This is a genomic window from Halopseudomonas xinjiangensis (genome assembly GCF_900104945.1).
Taxonomy (GTDB): Bacteria; Pseudomonadota; Gammaproteobacteria; order Pseudomonadales; family Pseudomonadaceae; genus Halopseudomonas; species Halopseudomonas xinjiangensis.
The window spans coordinates 406,830-423,003 of sequence record NZ_LT629736.1; the positions used below are offsets into that span (position 1 = coordinate 406,830).

At 61.6% G+C, this 16,174-nt stretch carries 15 protein-coding genes; 8 read left to right on the forward strand and 7 right to left on the reverse strand.

Annotated features, from left to right (window positions below; translation table 11 throughout):
• Positions 1 to 30 precede the first annotated feature (30 nt).
• Both BLT85_RS01820 and epmB read right to left on the reverse strand, forming a co-directional pair.
• Positions 31 to 1,821 carry a hypothetical protein gene (locus BLT85_RS01820; RefSeq protein ID WP_093391546.1) on the reverse strand — a complete coding sequence of 597 codons (1,791 nt, stop codon included), beginning with the start codon at positions 1,819 to 1,821 and terminating at the stop codon, positions 31 to 33.
• A gap of 132 nt (positions 1,822 to 1,953) precedes the next feature.
• A complete protein-coding gene (gene epmB, locus BLT85_RS01825) occupies positions 1,954 to 3,006 on the reverse strand; it encodes an EF-P beta-lysylation protein EpmB (protein ID WP_093391547.1) in 1,053 nt (350 codons plus the stop codon).
• A gap of 120 nt (positions 3,007 to 3,126) precedes the next feature.
• Between epmB and efp the strand changes: the two genes are divergently transcribed.
• Complete coding sequence (gene efp, locus BLT85_RS01830; protein WP_093391548.1) at positions 3,127 to 3,693, forward strand: elongation factor P; 567 nt, start codon at positions 3,127 to 3,129, stop codon at positions 3,691 to 3,693.
• A 68-nt stretch (positions 3,694 to 3,761) separates the two neighbouring features.
• Positions 3,762 to 4,721 carry an elongation factor P--(R)-beta-lysine ligase gene (gene epmA, locus BLT85_RS01835; protein ID WP_093391549.1) on the forward strand — a complete coding sequence of 320 codons (960 nt, stop codon included), beginning with the start codon at positions 3,762 to 3,764 and terminating at the stop codon, positions 4,719 to 4,721.
• A gap of 17 nt (positions 4,722 to 4,738) precedes the next feature.
• On the opposite strand, the gene asd is transcribed toward epmA, so the two are convergent.
• From asd to BLT85_RS01850, 3 genes are read right to left on the reverse strand one after another with little or no spacing between them, the layout of a single operon-like run.
• Complete coding sequence (asd, locus tag BLT85_RS01840; RefSeq protein ID WP_093391550.1) at positions 4,739 to 5,596, reverse strand: archaetidylserine decarboxylase; 858 nt, start codon at positions 5,594 to 5,596, stop codon at positions 4,739 to 4,741.
• A 9-nt stretch (positions 5,597 to 5,605) separates the two neighbouring features.
• Positions 5,606 to 6,409 (reverse strand): rhodanese-like domain-containing protein, encoded by an 804-nt coding sequence (locus BLT85_RS01845; protein WP_093391551.1) that lies wholly within the window; start codon positions 6,407 to 6,409, stop codon positions 5,606 to 5,608.
• A 23-nt stretch (positions 6,410 to 6,432) separates the two neighbouring features.
• The gene (locus BLT85_RS01850; RefSeq protein WP_093391552.1) at positions 6,433 to 8,010 is read right to left on the reverse strand and encodes a hypothetical protein; all 1,578 of its coding nucleotides are present in this window, start codon (positions 8,008 to 8,010) and stop codon (positions 6,433 to 6,435) included.
• 116 nt (positions 8,011 to 8,126) lie between these two features.
• On the opposite strand from BLT85_RS01850, the gene motA reads away from it, so the two are divergent.
• Together motA and motB are read left to right on the forward strand one after the other, a co-directional pair.
• Entirely contained in the window at positions 8,127 to 8,981 is an 855-nt protein-coding gene (gene motA, locus BLT85_RS01855; RefSeq protein WP_093391553.1) for a flagellar motor stator protein MotA, read from the forward strand.
• A 3-nt stretch (positions 8,982 to 8,984) separates the two neighbouring features.
• Complete coding sequence (motB, locus tag BLT85_RS01860) at positions 8,985 to 9,992, forward strand: flagellar motor protein MotB (protein WP_093391554.1); 1,008 nt, start codon at positions 8,985 to 8,987, stop codon at positions 9,990 to 9,992.
• Here the strand turns inward: motB and rsgA are convergent, their stop codons facing one another.
• Entirely contained in the window at positions 9,993 to 11,018 is a 1,026-nt protein-coding gene (gene rsgA / locus BLT85_RS01865; RefSeq protein ID WP_093391555.1) for a small ribosomal subunit biogenesis GTPase RsgA, read from the reverse strand.
• 80 nt (positions 11,019 to 11,098) lie between these two features.
• Here rsgA and orn point away from each other — a divergent pair, with 80 nt between their 5' ends.
• Complete coding sequence (gene orn / locus BLT85_RS01870) at positions 11,099 to 11,641, forward strand: oligoribonuclease (protein WP_093391556.1); 543 nt, start codon at positions 11,099 to 11,101, stop codon at positions 11,639 to 11,641.
• On the opposite strand, the gene queG is transcribed toward orn, so the two are convergent.
• On the reverse strand, positions 11,635 to 12,702 hold the full coding sequence (gene queG / locus BLT85_RS01875; RefSeq protein ID WP_093391557.1) for a tRNA epoxyqueuosine(34) reductase QueG: 1,068 nt from the start codon (positions 12,700 to 12,702) through the stop codon (positions 11,635 to 11,637). The two genes, orn and queG, sit on opposite strands and share 7 nt — an antisense overlap.
• Before the next feature lie 65 nt (positions 12,703 to 12,767).
• Here queG and BLT85_RS01880 point away from each other — a divergent pair, with 65 nt between their 5' ends.
• Genes BLT85_RS01880 through BLT85_RS01890 form a run of 3 tightly spaced genes read left to right on the forward strand, consistent with a single transcriptional unit; the run spans position 12,768 to position 16,173 of the window.
• Positions 12,768 to 14,270 (forward strand): NAD(P)H-hydrate dehydratase, encoded by a 1,503-nt coding sequence (locus BLT85_RS01880; RefSeq protein WP_093391558.1) that lies wholly within the window; start codon positions 12,768 to 12,770, stop codon positions 14,268 to 14,270.
• Positions 14,267 to 14,740, forward strand: a complete 474-nt coding sequence (gene tsaE, locus BLT85_RS01885; protein ID WP_093391559.1) for a tRNA (adenosine(37)-N6)-threonylcarbamoyltransferase complex ATPase subunit type 1 TsaE — start codon at positions 14,267 to 14,269, stop codon at positions 14,738 to 14,740. The genes BLT85_RS01880 and tsaE overlap by 4 nt, the downstream gene beginning before the upstream one ends.
• A 5-nt stretch (positions 14,741 to 14,745) precedes the next feature.
• Complete coding sequence (locus tag BLT85_RS01890) at positions 14,746 to 16,173, forward strand: N-acetylmuramoyl-L-alanine amidase (protein ID WP_407920165.1); 1,428 nt, start codon at positions 14,746 to 14,748, stop codon at positions 16,171 to 16,173.
• The last annotated feature ends 1 nt before the right edge of the window (position 16,174 follow it).

The window sequence follows — 16,174 nt, forward strand, 5'->3', positions numbered from 1 at the left end:
ATGCCCTGAATCCTATGCAGGTCTCTGAATTTACAGAGACTTCCACAGCGAGTCAAAGTCATCTTCGCTGCTCTTGCTGTAGGCGATGGTGTCGTTCTCGGATTTCGACTTTTCTTCCGGCACCTGCTCAAGCAGACGGTATTCGAACTGGCTGAAACTGCCGGTTGCAGCGACGCGATCGACCAACTGCCCACGCAGTTCCTTTCCAGCTTGCAGCAACATGACCTTGCTGTGGACCTGGAACGACAGCCGCGGCGTGATGAGTGTGGCCGGCCGGTCGATAGCCGAAACCTCGGGCAGCATGAGCGCGCGCAGCCACTGGCTGGGTTGCTCGGTTTTACGCAGCAGTTTCACCGCGCAAGGCGTGCAGTGCGGCGCTATCAGTTCGATGCCCATCTGGGTCCCGCCACCGCGGACCTGGCGTATCCAGCGAACCACGGCGAGCGACCAGTCGTGGTCGTTATCTTCCTGAACACCGAGGAGTTCGCCTGCCTGTAACTGTTTCGGCACTTCCTTGGGCCAGGTCAGACAGAAACCGCCCGGGCTGTGGTTGACGATGGGCAGTACATGAATCGGGTAATTGTCTTCGTTCTCGTCGCTCTCGGCTTCGCCGGGGAGGGTCTTGTAATCGATCTGTTCAACACCTGCAGGCGCCCAGTCCAGCGTCTTGTCGCCATCGAAGGCGTTCCCCCAGCCGTCTTGCCGTGCGCGCTGCGCGGCCTCCGAAAACGGGTTCAGTTCGTGTTCGTCGGCGTCGATGAGCTTGGCGAAACTGACCTTGGCGATGCGGAAATGCGTGGCGCTCATGCCGATGCTGATTTTCAGCTGACCGCGTCCGGGAACACGGTTGAAGGTGCGTTCGGCCAGGTCGCCCCAGGATTGGCTGACATGCTGCAGCAGTTCGATGCCGAAGCCGTCCGGAACACGGAATCCACCGCGTGCGTCGGCGCCGTTGAGCATGTATTCCTTGATGTTGTCGACCAGCCGCTGGGTATCCAGGCCAATGCTTTCGCTCAGATCTTCGTCGCGGATCAACGACCGATAGCGCGGGGCGCAATCCATGTCGGGATTGATGATAAACAGCGCGCGCTCGTCGTTAGGGTCGACCAGAGCGGAAAACCGACTCCAGTCTTCCAGCGTCGCGAATAATTTGCCCATCGCGCTCTGGCGCATCTGGTTGGGTCGCGCCGCGCCCATGAGCAGGGCAACGGTGTAGCATTGCTCAATGGTCAGCGTGCCATGGACCGCACTTTCGGTATCAGCGACGGGTTGCCTGTGTAGGTTGCGCTTGAGCGCGAGTTGGTACAGCTGGTGAAGCTCCAGCCAGATGCCATCGGCCACCGGACAATACAGTTGATAGGCGCGCAGCAACGGACCGCACAGGCCGCGCATGGCCCGTTGGACGGCAAGGGCGTACAGACTGCCGTGGTCTCGCGAGCGAATGTTGCGCTCCTGCGAGACGACGATTTTGTAACCGTTGGCCAGGTGATTCTGCAATGCCTGCGACAGGTTGGCGACCTTGCGCGGTTTGTCTTCCAGCACGATCGACTGACCCAGGTAGTAACGCGACAGCGCCGTGCAGACGTAAGCAACCTCAGGACGAATGCGCTCGAGCATGGCCAGGCGCTTCTCGGGCGCTGCATTCAGCTGGTTGAGCTCGATCAGACCCTGATAGAGCTGCCGTGCGGTCTCGCCGATGTTTGCCTTGGGCAGATTGGCCAACCATTGCGCGATGCCTCGCTCGCTGGGTTCGGCAAAGCTCAGGGCGGTGAGCGTTTGTTGCGGTATGCGCAGGGTCAACCTTTGCTGTGTGCTATCCATAACAGTCGTATCCGATGCAAGCGGTTCAGGCCGTCCCGTCGGGAGCGGGGTCCAGCAGGCCGGAGTCCATGCTGACACTCTAGCAGCAAAGACCCGGCCCGGGTAAGCAGAGTTTCCTACCCTGAAAACCCGTTAAAAGGTGCGCAAAGCGTGATGCAGCTCAGTCCCCCCGAGCGAAACCGGGAGCGGAACCTTTCCCGGCTCTCCGGCGATTTCGCGAACCAGCCGCGGAACCAGAAAGCCAGGCAAACGGATCATCATGCGTCCGACCAGGGCTATTGCCTGCTCATCGGGAACGTGAAAGTGCGATGCGCCCTTCACCTGATCCAGCACGTGCAGATAATAAGGCAAAACGCCATGGTCGCCTAGGCTCTCGCTGAGCGCCATCTGCGCGCCGAGGCTGTCGTTCACGCCGCGTAGCAGAACCGCCTGGTTGAGCAGGGTAATACCGCCGTTGCGCAGTCGGCGCACGGCGTCCGCGAGTTCGCGGTCGAGTTCGTTGGCGTGATTGCAGTGCAGCACCATGGTCACCGGCAGCCGGGTCCCGCATAGTGCGTCGAGCAGCGCTGGCGTGACTCGCTGCGGGATCACCACTGGTAACCGCGTATGCACCCGCAGACGACGCACATGGGGGATCGCTGCGATCTCCTGCGTCAGCCAGGCCAGGCGCCGATCATTGGCGGCCAGGGGGTCGCCGCCGCTATATATGACCTCCGCTATGCTGGTGTCGCTGCGGATATAGTCCAGCGCGTCCTGCCATTCACTGGTGCTTAGGGAGTTGTCAGCGTAGGGGAAGTGTCGGCGGAAGCAGTAGCGGCAGTTGACGGCGCAGCCGGCGCTTACCACTAACAGCAGTCTGCCGTGATACTTGTGGATGATGCCCGGGCGCGCATTGGCGTGCTGTTCACCCAGCGGGTCTGTCACGTACCCGGGCTGATCCACCAGTTCCTCCCCGAGCGGCAGAACCTGGCGCAAGAGGGGGTCGTTCGGGTCTCCCGGGCGCATGCGTGAAAGGTATGGCTCCGGTACCCGCAGCGCGAAGCTTCCCGACGCGGCGATAGCCGGCGCCAGCAGATCCTCGCTCAGCCCCAGGCGGCGCAGCAGCTCGGCCGGGTCGGTTATGCTGCCGGCGAGTAGGGATTGCCAGCTGACGGACTCAACAGGCGCTGAAGATACATGTATCATTGGCGTTTTTCCGCGCATGGGTGGCAGGACATCCGTCGGGCATTGCATAGCGACGCCGGGCTGAAACCCAAAGGTCAGCGCGTTTCGGATGGTTCCGTTCAAACAGTCAGTGGGAAATGTATGGCCAATTATTCTACCAACGAATTCAAGCCGGGTCTTAAGGTGATGCTCGATGGCGATCCTTGCTCGATCCTGGAAAACGAATACGTAAAGCCGGGCAAAGGCCAGGCGTTCAACCGGGTAAAGGTCCGCAACCTGAAGACCGGCCGGGTCAATGAGCGCACTTTCAAGTCGGGCGACTCGCTCGAGGGTGCCGACGTCATGGACCGCGACATGGAATTTCTTTATACCGACGGCGAGTTCTGGCATTTCATGGCCACCGATGGTTCGTTCGAGCAGGTCGGTGCTGACGAGAAGGCCGTCGCCGACGCCAGCAACTGGCTGAAAGAGCAGGTCGTTTATCAGGTTACGCTGTTCAATGGCGCACCGATTGCCGTCACGCCGCCGAATTTCGTCGAGCTCGAAGTGGTCGAGACCGACCCGGGTGTGCGCGGTGATACGTCGGGCGGCGGTAACAAGCCGGCCAAGCTGGTGACTGGCGCGGTAGTCAAGTGCCCGCTGTTCATCAACGTTGGTGACGTACTCAAGGTCGACACCCGCACCGGGGATTACGTCGGCCGCGCCTGATCCTTCGGATCGGCGCTGCAACGAACCGGGGCCCAGCCCCGGTTTTTTATGTCCGCAGGAGTGCAGTCATGTCCGATTGGCAACCTAGTGCCTCGCTTGAAAATCTTCGGGCACGCGCAGCTATCATCAACGCCATCCGCACTTTCTTTGCCGAGCGTGAGGTGCTGGAAGTAGAAACGCCGGCCTTGTCCCGGGCGGCGGTGAGCGACCCGCATCTGTTTCCCTTCGTCACGCCCTTCGTACCCGAGGGCGGCGGACAGAGCAGCCCGTTGTATTTGCACACTTCCCCCGAATATCCCATGAAGCGACTTCTGGCAGCAGGTAGCGGGGCGATCTGGCAGCTGTGCAAGGTATTTCGCAACGGCGAGACGGGCTCGCGGCACAACCCCGAATTCAGCATGCTGGAATGGTACCGGCCGGGCTTCGACCATCATCGCCTGATGGACGAAGTCGAGGCACTGGTCGACGCGGTCAGCGCTTGTGGAAGGACGCGACGGGTCACCTATGCCAGCCTGTTCGCCGACCTGCTTGATGTTGACATCCATCACTGCGAAACAGCTGAGCTTGCAGAGCTTGGCCGGACAGGTTGCGGTTTCAGCGGCGAGCTCGACCGCGATGGCTGGCTGAACCTGCTTTTCTCTCATCGTATCGAGCCAAAGCTGATCGAGCCGACCATGGTTTATGCCTTCCCCGCCTCGCAGGCAGCTCTCGCTCGTATTGTCGAGGGCGACGACTGCGTACCCTGTGCGGCGCGGTTCGAGTTGTTCATCAACGGAATGGAGCTGGCTAACGGTTATTTCGAGTTAACCGATGCTGCCGAGCAGGCGCGGCGCTTCGAAATGGATCAGGCTCATCGCCGGCAATTGGGGCGATCCGAGTTGCCGGTCGATAACAAGCTGGTAGCTGCCTTGCAGCACGGTCTGCCCGAATGCGCCGGCGTCGCGCTGGGGGTCGACCGGTTAGTGATGCTGGCGCTGGGTGCGACCAGCATCGACGAGGTTGTGGCGTTCCCCCTGGCCCGTGCCTAAGGGGGGCGAGCGAGGCATCAAGCCTCGCTGGATTGCGTACCGATGAGCTGGCCCATGCGCAGGAAGTCCCCGGCTCCAAGTCCGTCGTCCCAGTTGGTGCGTCCGGCGCCAAACAGCACGATGACCGTCGAGCCGAGCTTGAAGCGCCCCATTTCCTCGCCGCGCTGCAAGGTCGGCGGCGTTTCGTTGTACCGGCGGCTATGCAGCTGCCGGCGAGTCGGCGCAATCTGGCCGGCCCATACCGTTTCGATCGCTGCCACGATCATGGCGCCAACCAGAATGACAGCCATCGGGCCCGCCGCTGTGTCGAACAGGCATACCGCCCGCTCGTTACGTGCGAACAGTCGGGGAACATTCTCCGCTGTTACCCGGTTCACTGAAAACAGATCCCCAGGAACGTAGATCATCTCGCGCAAGGTGCCGGAGAAAGGCATGTGCACACGGTGATAGTCACGGGGGGAGAGGTAGACAGTAGCGAACTGTCCGCCCTGGAACAGCGCTGCGTGCTCGGGGTTGCCTCCGACCAGCTCAAGCAGGCTGTAACTGTGTCCCTTGGCCTGGAAAATGCGGCCATGTTCGATGGGGCCGAGTTGGCTGATCACGCCGTCGGCCGGGCTGACCACGCTGCGCTCGTCACCTTCGATTTCCCGCGCGCCCGGCTTCAGTTCGCGGGTGAAGAAATCATTGAAGCAGGCATGCACGGTGGGATCGTGCTCCAGCGCTTCGCTCATATCGACCTGGTAGCGCTTGACGAACCAGGTGATGAACGGATTCTTCAGCCAGGGCCAGGTGCAATCGGCGATCTTGCCGGCCGCGCGTGAGATGAGATGCTGCGGCAGGAGATATTGAAGGATGATGAACAGGCGATCGCGCATGCGGTTTCCTCAGGATTCAACAGGGGTGTCGGGGTGATTGCCCCACTCGGACCACGAACCGGCGTACGCCTTGACGCGAGGGTAGCCGAGGATGCGGGCGGCGAGATAGGTGAAGCCGGACCGGTGGTGGGTCTGGCAATGCGTGATCACTTCCTTGTCCGCGGTTATGCCGAGTTCATTCAGTTTCTCTTGCATGTCCTGGTGGATGCGCAAATCTCGCTGGGAATCCATTCCGGCGGTCCATTCGAAATTCACGGCGCCAGGAATGTGCCCGCCCTTTTTCGCGAGCACCTTTTCCGCAGTGTACTCCTGAGGGGATCGCGCATCCCAGACGACCCGTTGTGGGTCGCTCAGATTCGCCTGCAAGTCATCCAGTGTGACGGTGTATTCGTCATTCGTTTCAAGCAGTGGCTGAGTCGGCTCAGCCTGGTTGGGCTGTTTTTCCAGCGGCAATCCCGCCGATTGCCATGCGTGCAGCCCACCATTGATATAGCTGTAGCGGTGGTGGCCGACGGAGTCCAGCAGCCAGGCAAAGCGTCCGGCCCAGCCGCCGCCCTCGTCATCGTACAGAATGTAATGCAGATCGGGATGATGACCGATTGCCCCGAGAATCTGTACCAGCTGGTCATGATCCGGAAGCATGCCGGGCGTCGGTGCGGGCGAGGTGATGCTGCCCGGGGCGACATGCACGGCACCGGGAATATGACCGGCGAGATACTGGTCGGATTTGCACAGGTCGACCAGTCGATGAAGTTTCGCATCGAGCGGCTGCGGCAGCTGCTCGGGTTCTATGAGCATGGGGAGGGAAGACATGATGGCTCCGCTTGAGATGTGTGTCACGCTTTGGTTCGGAAGGCTTCCAGTGCCTTTTCCAGGCAGTCCGCAGTTTTTATCAGCGCGGTCGCTCGTTTATCGTCGAGTAGCGGCTGGTTCGGCCCATTACTGATGTAGACCAGTCCGAGCAAGACGCCGTTCGGAGCCAGAGGCAGAAGATGGTAAGCGCGGCCCTGGCTGATCGCTTTCAGCGGCTCGGGCAGCAAGCTGGCTCGCTGCTGCTGTTCCTGCAGATCCATGTCGTGCCGCTGCGTGCTGCCCAGCCAGTCACCCCAGGGGTTGCCACGGCAGGGACCCAAGCGCACACCAATGAGTCGCCGATCGGCAGGGTAGCCGGCGCTGGCGCTGATCATCAACTGCTGCTGCCGGCCATTATACAGCGCTACCCAGCATTCGCTCACGGCCAATCCTTCCGTGAAGGCTCGCAGTCCCCCAGCCAATAGCTGCGGAATGGTGGCAAAGGCACTGGGACGGGCGAGCAGCGTCAGACAGTGCTGCCGCCATGCGCCTGGGTCGGCCCGTTGAGCCGTTGGAGCCGTTGGAGCCGTCGGAGGCGATGGCTCTTTTTCGATCGAGCGCGTCCGGCAGCGGGTCGCTTGCGGCCAGAGCAGCGATTCCGCTGGCTGCCAGAGGTCTCGCTCGGGACCTTGGCGGTGTGCGCTCTCGACAGCGTTTTCATGCGTGTGGCGCTGGACGGCGGGCAGAGAGGCACCCAGGTAGAGCGCGGTCAGCTGTTGCCAGCGCCGCGTATGACGTGCCTCCCAATCATGATGGCTCGCCAAGGCGATTCCATTGGCCATCAGCAGGCTGTTTGCCGGCTGAGTAAGCCAGCGGGAGAGCTGCTTGTCCGCGTCCAGCTTCAGCTGCTGCTCGTGTGGGTGATCGGTATCGCGCGCAATGTGCAGCGCCTTGACCATGATCCGGCGGCTGGTTCCCAGCGAGCGATACCCCTGCAGGATCCATGGCGGCAGCCACCAGTCCTCGGCGATCTGCTGCGCCAGAGCCAGTACGTCCGAGCTATCGAGAAAGACCGCATCGGCCTTGGAGCGAAAGGTGTCCGGAAACAGATGTCGTGCGTCCCATTGCTCGAACAGATCCGGGCGCTGGTAGATCATTGCCCAGCACGGCGCCAGAAACAGCAGGCAGGCCAGCGACATCTCATGCCATAGCCGAGCCATGCGATGCGCGAATAGCCCCTGCGCCTGCATCTGTGCGTGCTCGCTGATGCTCAGTAGTTGCCGGTAGGCCAGTGGAAGCTGGTCGCGTTCGACGGTAGGGATGGTTTTCAGCACCTGGGCGATGCGCTGAGTGCCGAGCAAGCCGCACGCCTGCTCAAGGGTGAGGATATCGATATCGCGAGGACGAGCTGACTCGCCGGCGACGCGGCAAATCTGCAACGCCAGTACCGGTACCTGCATGATCTCGCGGGTCAGTTCGGTGATGCTCAGCAGATCGCTGTCCAGCAGGCCCGCCAGACGCTCGATCTGGTTTTTTTCCGCCGGCAGCACAATTTTGCTCAGGCTTTGGCGCAGATTGCCGATATCGTCATCAATGCCAGGCGGTGTCTGGGCTGGGATCATGCTGTCGGCAACCTTTATACTGAACGGGCTTTTTCCGCAGACTATAACGCGAACGATGCAACTTTGCTGCCACCGGAAAGCCCCTTCCTGATTTCTTTCGTGAGATACAACGGCTTATGCTGAAAATTGCCGGATTCCTTGTTGTCATCGGCTGCGTGCTAGGCGGCTTTCTGTTATCGAAGGGGCACATTGCGGCGCTCTGGCATCCCACCGAAATTCTGATCATTGGCGGTGCCGCGTTCGGTGCGTTTCTGGTCGCCAACAACCTGTCCACGGTGAAGAAGGTTTTCGCCAAGATTCCCGCGGTTCTGTTCAGCCATCGTTTCGGCAAGCCGTTCTATCTCGACGTTCTTGGGGTGCTGTACGAAATCCTCAACAAGTCCCGCCGTGAAGGCATGATGTCGATCGAAGCGGATATCGAGGCGCCCGCCGAGAGTCCGATCTTCAGCAAGTATCCAGCGATACTCAAGGATAAGCATATGACCGAGTTCATTTGCGACTACCTGAGAATCATGTCCAGCGGCAATATGGCCCCGCATGAACTCGAGGCCTTGTTCGACGTCGAGATCTCCAGTCTCACTGAAGAGCTGCAGGGGCCGGCGCATGCGGTGACGCGCGTGTCCGACGCGCTCCCGGGTTTCGGTATCGTGGCGGCAGTATTGGGTATCGTGATCACCATGGGTGTTCTCGGCGAGGCGGAGAACGCGGAGATCGGTGAGAAGGTGGCGACAGCTCTGGTGGGTACTTTCCTCGGTATTCTTGCCGCCTACGGTTTCGTCGGCCCCTTTGCTGCGGCAATGGAGCATGAGGCAACCGAGGAAGCGAACACCTACGAAGCGATCAAGATGTGCCTGGTTGCCAGCGCCCAGGGGCTGCCGCCAGCCCTGGCGGTTGAGTTCGGACGCAAAGCGCTGCTCCCGGAGCATCGTCCCAGCTTTACCGAGCTGGAAGAGTCGGTGAAGGGGCGCTAAGCGGTGGACAATACCCAGCCGATTATTGTCAAGCGGATTAGCCGCAAGGCCGCCGGTCATCATGGTGGCGCCTGGAAGATCGCCTTCGCCGACTTTGCCGTCGCGATGATGGCGTTCTTCCTGGTGATGTGGTTGCTGTCCACGGCGACGCCGGAGCAGCTGAAGATGATTTCGGGGTATTTCAATGATCCCATCGGTTTCTCCGAAGGAGGCAGCCCGTTCGCCATCGATCTCGGAGGTACGCCGACCGTATCGCCGCAGGAGACGCTCAACGACGCCGAATATGACGACACCCCGCTTGCGCTGAATCCTGAAACCGTTGAAGAACTTGCTGAGCAGGTAGAGCAGAAGCAGCTCGATCTGCTGCTCCAGGAGCTGCAAAACCGTATCGACACCGAGCCGGTCTTGCAGAGGTTCAAGGACCAGATCTTGCTGGAGATCACGGCCGACGGGTTGCGGATCCAAATCGTCGATGCGGAGAACAGGCCCATGTTCGCCAGTGGCAGCCCGCAGCTGCAGCCGTATTTCGAGGAAATCCTGCTGGCGTTGAGCGAGACCATTGCCAAGGTCCCGAAGAAGATCAGTATCGGTGGGCACACCGACGCGCAGCCGTTCCGTGGCCGCGCTGGGTACGGCAACTGGGAGCTTTCGGCAGAACGCGCCAACGCTGCGCGACGCACCCTGTTGGTGGCAGGATACCCCGAAGAACAAGTCGCGCGGGTGGTCGGCTACGCCGACTCGGCATTGTTCGATCGAGCGGATCCGTTCAATCCGGTCAACCGGCGAATCGACATCATTGTGTTGAACAAGCGCGCCGAGGTTCAGTTGCTCGACGCCGGCGGGTCATCCGAGCAGACGCCGGACGCCGACGGCGAAGACGCTGAAGAGTCGGTTCTAACAGACGATGCGCCCACTGCGCCGCGGGTAGAAGAGGCTCCTGCTGAGCCGGCCGTGCGTTCGCTCAATCTTTTCGAGGACGCCGAGCGGCTGCAGCAACTCAACCAGCGTTGATCATTCCTTGGCCAGCGTGGCCAGTATGTGTCGGTAACTGGCCATCCGGTGCGAAGTAATCTGCCCCTGATCGACTGCATTCAACAACGCGCAGCCCGGTTCGTGCAGATGCTTGCAGTCGCGGAAGCGACACAAGCCGAGGAACGGCCGGAACTCGATGAAGCCTTCCAGCAATTCCTGTCGAGTAATATGAGTCAGGCCAAACTCGCGGATACCGGGCGAATCGATCAGGTCGCCTCCGGCTGGGAAATGAAACAGTCGTGCCGTGGTGGTCGTATGCGTGCCCTTGGCAGTTGCTTCGGACAGTGCGCCGACGCGCAGATCCACCCCTGGCAGCAACACGTTGATCAGCGACGACTTTCCTACGCCTGATTGGCCGACGAAGACGCTGATTCGATCTTTCAGCGCTTCGCGCAGCCCGTCCAGTCCCGCGCCGGAGCCAGCGGACAGACACACCGTCTGGTAGCCGAGTGCCGCATAATCGTCGAGCCAGGCGCGGATGTGTGCGAAGTCGCCGCTGTCGAGCAGGTCGGCCTTGTTCAGCACCAGCAGTGGCTCCAGTCCCGACTGTTCGGCAGCCACCAGGTAGCGGTCGATGAGGTTGGTATGTGGCGTCGGTAGTGGCGCGAAGACGATCACCAGGCGATCGACGTTGGCTGCCACCGGCTTGAGCTGACCGCGATGGTCGGGACGATACAGCTCGCTGTGGCGGGGTAGTTGCGCAACGATGACGCCGCCGGCCTGGTTGTCCGCCCGCCAGACCACGCGGTCGCCGGTCACCAGAGCGGGTAGGTTGGCGCGCATGTGGCAACGCCGTACCGTGCCGGTGCCCGCGCCTTGAGTGGCCTCGACATCGACCTGGACCCCAAAATGGGCGATGACCAGACCTTCCTGTTCGGGTCCCAGGTCGCCGCCCAGCAGTTTCTCATCGGCCAGTTCGGCACGCCGGCCGGCGCGTTCGCTGCGCTCGTCCTGTATCTTCTGGATGCGCCAATTCTGGCGTCGGGTCAGGTTGCGTTTGGCCATGGCTCGTGGGTCAGTGGAATATGCCGCAGTCTAGCACGCAGGGCTTATACTGGTGGCACTCAACTTCGCACAGGACTTTTATGCAAAACCCCGACAATCTGATCTGGATCGACCTGGAAATGACCGGGCTGGACCCGGACAACGACGTCATCATCGAGATCGCCACCATCGTTACCGATGCGCAGCTGAACGTCCTCGCCGAGGGGCCATCCATGGCAGTCAAGCAGGCGGATGCCATGCTCGATGGGATGGATGAGTGGAATACGCGTCAGCATGGCCAGTCCGGGCTCACTCAACGAGTCAAGGACAGTATCGTCAGCCCTGCCGAAGCCGAACGCATAACCATTGAATTTTTGAGCGAATGGGTGCCTGCCGGGCGTTCACCAATGTGTGGCAACAGCATCTGCCAGGATCGCCGCTTTTTGTACCGCGGTATGCCTGAGCTCGAGCGCTACTTCCATTACCGTAACCTGGACGTCTCCACCCTGAAGGAACTGGCAGCGCGCTGGGCTCCGGAGGTAAAGAACGGGTTCCGCAAGCAGAGCACGCACCTGGCGCTGGACGATATTCGCGACTCGATCGACGAGCTCAAGCACTACCGGGAGCATTTCATCCGCTATTGATGTTCACCGTGGCGCTCCAGCGCCCATTGAACGTGCTCGCGGACTAGCTCGGACGGGTGGTCACGCCGGCTTTTCAGGGCCTCCACTACCGGAATGCTGGTGCTGGCGTTGCCCAAACCGACGGCCAGATTGCGTAACCAGCGCTCAAAGCCGATACGCCTGATCGGCGAGCCTTCCGTGTTGCGCAGAAAGCTGGCTTCGTCCCAGCGAAACAGCTCGACCAGATCCGCCTGGTCGAGCTCGTGCCGGGGGGAGAAGTCGGGCTCGGTGGTCGGGCGAGCGAAGCGATTCCACGGGCAGACCAGTTGGCAATCATCACAGCCGAACACCCGGTTGCCCATCTTCGATCGCAACTCGTCAGGTATCGAGCCCTTCAGCTCGATGGTCAGGTAGGAAATGCAGCGGCGCGCGTCGAGCACTCGATCACCGACGAAGGCGTCGGTCGGACATTTGTCCAGGCACGCAGTACACCGACCACAATGTTCCTGTTGGTAGGGCTCGTCGGTTGGCAGTGGCAGGTCCGTATACAGCTCGCCGAGAAAGAAGAAGCTGCCTGCTTGGCGGTTGATCAACATGCTGTTCTTGCCCACCCAGCCGAGTCCGCTACGGCTGGCGAGGGCCCGCTCCATGACCGGCGCGCTATCGACGAAGGCGCGAAAGCCAAAGGGGCCGATCAGCCCCTGAATGCGTTCCGCCAGCTGCTGGAGACGCTTGCGCATCAGCTTGTGGTAGTCGCGGCCGAGCGCGTAGCGCGATACATAGGCACTGTCGGGTTGCCCCAATCGCCGCACCATGTCGGTATCGGCAGGCAGGTAATCCATGCGTACCGAAATGACCCGTTGCGTCCCCGGCACCAGCTCGGCCGGCCGGGTACGCTTGCTGCCATGGCTCGCCATCCACTCCATCTCGCCGTGGTAGCCCTCGCGCAGCCAGGCGTCGAGCCACGCCTCGTGCTCGGCAAGGTCCGGTTGGCTGATGCCGGTTTGCTGAAAGCCGAGCTCCTCCGCAAAACCGCGGATACGTTCGGCCAGCTCGGCATAGTCGATGGCTGTTTCTGGCATGGGGCTGGGGTCGGAGGCGGTGTGGACGTATAATTTTGCCAGATATCCAACCCGGTGACATATCCATGCGATCAACGTTACCTCGCCAACTGTACAGCGCCGCCCAGACGCGCGCCCTCGATACGCGAATCATCGCGGGTGGCGTGTCCGGTTTCGAACTCATGCGACGGGCTGCTGGCGCCGTCTGGGAGGCCATTCGCGAACGCTGGCCCGAGCGACACCGGCTTACCGTTCTGTGCGGCGGCGGTAATAACGGCGGCGATGGCTACCTGGTGGCGCGATTTGCCCACGAAGCGGGTTGGCCCGTTCAGGTGTTCACGCTGGTGGACCGCCAGCGGTTGACCGGCGATGCGCTTACCGCCCGGGAGGCGGCCGAAGAGGTGGGTGTGCACATTCTGCCCTGGCGTCGCGATGCGAATCTGGACGGCGTGTTGGTCGACGCCATGCTCGGCACAGGGCTGAACGGAGACGTTCGCGAACCCTATCGCGGTGCCATTCGCGCCGCCAATGCCAGCGGCCTGCCGCTGGTGGCCGTGGATATTCCCAGTGGTCTGGACGCGGATCGCGGCGTGGTGCTCGGAGACGCCATCAGGGCGGACCTGACCGTGACCTTCATCGCCGCCAAGTTCGGTCTATTCACGGCCGAAGGACCCGATCAGGTCGGTGAGCTGTTTTATGCGCCGCTGGATGAGGTCCCGGTCGAATCAGTGCCGGCCATGGCCGAGCGTCTCGACTGGTCCGAGTGGTCCGGCCTATTGAAGTCGAGGCCGAAGGCCGCGCATAAGGGGATGTTCGGCCATGTTCTGCTGGTCGGTGGCGATCACGGCATGGGGGGCGCGATCATCCTTGCTGCGGAAGCCGCGTTACGCAGCGGAGCAGGGCGGGTCAGCGTAGCGACGCGCCCCGAGCACGTCGCCTCGATATTGACCCGATGCCCCGAAATCATGGTGCATCCGGCTGAAGACAGTGAGGCGATTGACGACTTGCTCGGTCGCGTCGATGTCGTCGCGATCGGGCCGGGGCTCGGGCGTCAGGCGTGGGGCCGGTCGATGCTGGAAAAAGCGCTTGGTTGCGGGCGACCCCTGGTGCTTGACGCTGACGCCTTGAATGAGATAGCCGAAGCCCACCCGCAGGCAATTGAGCTCGGGCGGCAGTGCATCATCACCCCGCACCCGGCGGAAGCGGCGCGCTTGCTTGGTTGCACCACCAGCGAGGTACAGGCGGATCGGCACCAGGCTGTGACTCGGCTGGCCAAAAGGTACGGCTGCACGGCGGTGCTCAAGGGCGTCGGAAGCCTGGTGGCGGGCCCGCCTGACTCAGGCGAGCCAGTTGCCCTGTGCAGCGCCGGCAATCCCGGCATGGCGACCGCTGGAATGGGCGACGTCCTGACCGGTGTCGCGGCGTCGCTGCTCGCGCGAACCAGCGAGGCCGGTACGGCAGCTCGGCTTGCCGTGCTGGTTCACGCCATGGCAGGGGACGCCGCCGCGAAGGAGGGTGAATGGGGAATCCTGGCCAGTGATCTCATTAGACCGGTCAGACAGATACTCAACGCTGAGGCGCATCCATGACAGAGCAGTGGTTCATCGAAGGTGAGGAGGCGATGCAGCGCTTTGGTGCTGAAATCGGGGCGGCGCTGCTGTGGCACGGTGTCGTCTATCTGGACGGCAACCTTGGCGCCGGCAAGACCACGTTGTGCCGTGGCTTGGTGCGTGGCGCGGGTCATGCCGGGGCTGTGAAAAGCCCCACCTTCACTCTGGTCGAGCCGTATGAGCTCGAAGGCGCAAGCATCTTCCACTTCGACCTCTATCGCCTGAATGATCCGGAAGAGCTTGAATTTCTTGGGATTCGCGACTATTTCGAAGGGCATAGCCTGTGTCTGATCGAATGGCCGGAAAAAGGTAAAGGCCTTTTGCCAAGTCCCGACCTGAAGATTACCATTGCAGCAGAAGGCACCGGGCGTAAACTCAGCGTCGAAAGCTACAGTGCGCACGGTCTGGCGGCTTGCCAGCGGCTGCATAACAACAGGGGTGAAGCTTAGCCGTGATGGTAAAAACGTGGGGAACAGCTCGTGTGGTTCTCGCCTGGATGGCGCTCGGCCTTGGTCTTGCATTGTCTTCCGGACTGCAGGCTGCCGACATTCAGAATGTGCGTATCTGGCGTGCCCCGGACAACACTCGTCTGGTCTTTGACTTGTCCGGCCCTGCCGAGCACAAGCTGTTCACGCTGAGCAGCCCTGAGCGGATCGTTATCGACATCGACAACGCCCGTTTTGCGGCCGCCACCGACTCGCTTCCCCTGGATAACACGCCGCTTACCGGCCTGCGTTCTGCGACTCGCGACGGGACTGGGCTGCGCGTCGTGCTGGATCTTTCACGGGTGGTCAATCCGAAAAGCTTCACCTTGCCCCCCAATCAACAATACGGCCATCGTTTGGTACTGGATCTGTTCGACCATGAGCAGCCGCCGGAAGCACGGCAAGGGATCACCAGTTCGACGCCCAGCGCTGCGCCGCTGGGTCAGCCGCCGGCGCGGTCGGCCCCGCAGGGTGGCGAACGCGACATCATCATCGCCATCGATGCCGGTCACGGCGGCGAAGACCCCGGCGCGGTCGGTCATCGGGGAGCCAGGGAAAAGGAAGTCGTGCTGGCGATCTCCAAGAAGCTCAAAGCCATGATCGATGCGCAGCCCGGGTTCAAGGCCGAGCTGGTGCGTACTGGCGATTATTTCATCCCGCTGCGCAAGCGCACCGAGATCGCTCGTAAGCACAATGCCGATCTGTTCGTGTCGATCCATGCTGACGCCTTTACCCGCGCCAGCGCCTTTGGTGCTTCGGTTTTTGCCTTGTCCGACCGGGGTGCCACGTCCGAGACAGCCCGGCTGCTGGCGGATCGCGAAAACCGTTCCGACCTGATCGGCGGTGTCGGGGGCGTCAGTCTGGAAAACAAGGATCAGGTGCTGGCCAGTGTGCTGCTCGATCTATCCATGACCGCTACGCTGTCGGCCAGCCTGGATGTCGGTCAACTGGTGCTGTCGAATATCGGTCAGGTCAATCCGCTGCACAAGCGACGCGTGGAGCAAGCCGGTTTTATGGTGCTGAAGTCCCCCGACATTCCATCGATTCTGGTCGAGACCGGATTCATTTCCAATCCTGGCGAGGCGCAGAAACTGGTCACTCAGAGTCACCAGCAGGCGTTGGCTCGAGCGATCTACAGCGGTATCAAGGATTACTTCCATCGCAGCCCGCCGCCGGGTACTCGCATCGCCGCCATGAAGGCGAGCGGCCGACTGCAGGCGCTCGGTCCCCGCGAACACACTGTCCGCCGAGGCGATACGCTGTCGATGATCGCCACTCGCTACGACGTCAGCCTGTCCAGTTTGCGCCAGGCCAACAAGCTCGGTAACGACGAAATTCGCGTAGGACAGATCCTGACGGTTCCGGCCGGCTCGATGCTGGTTCAAAACGAGCCCTGAC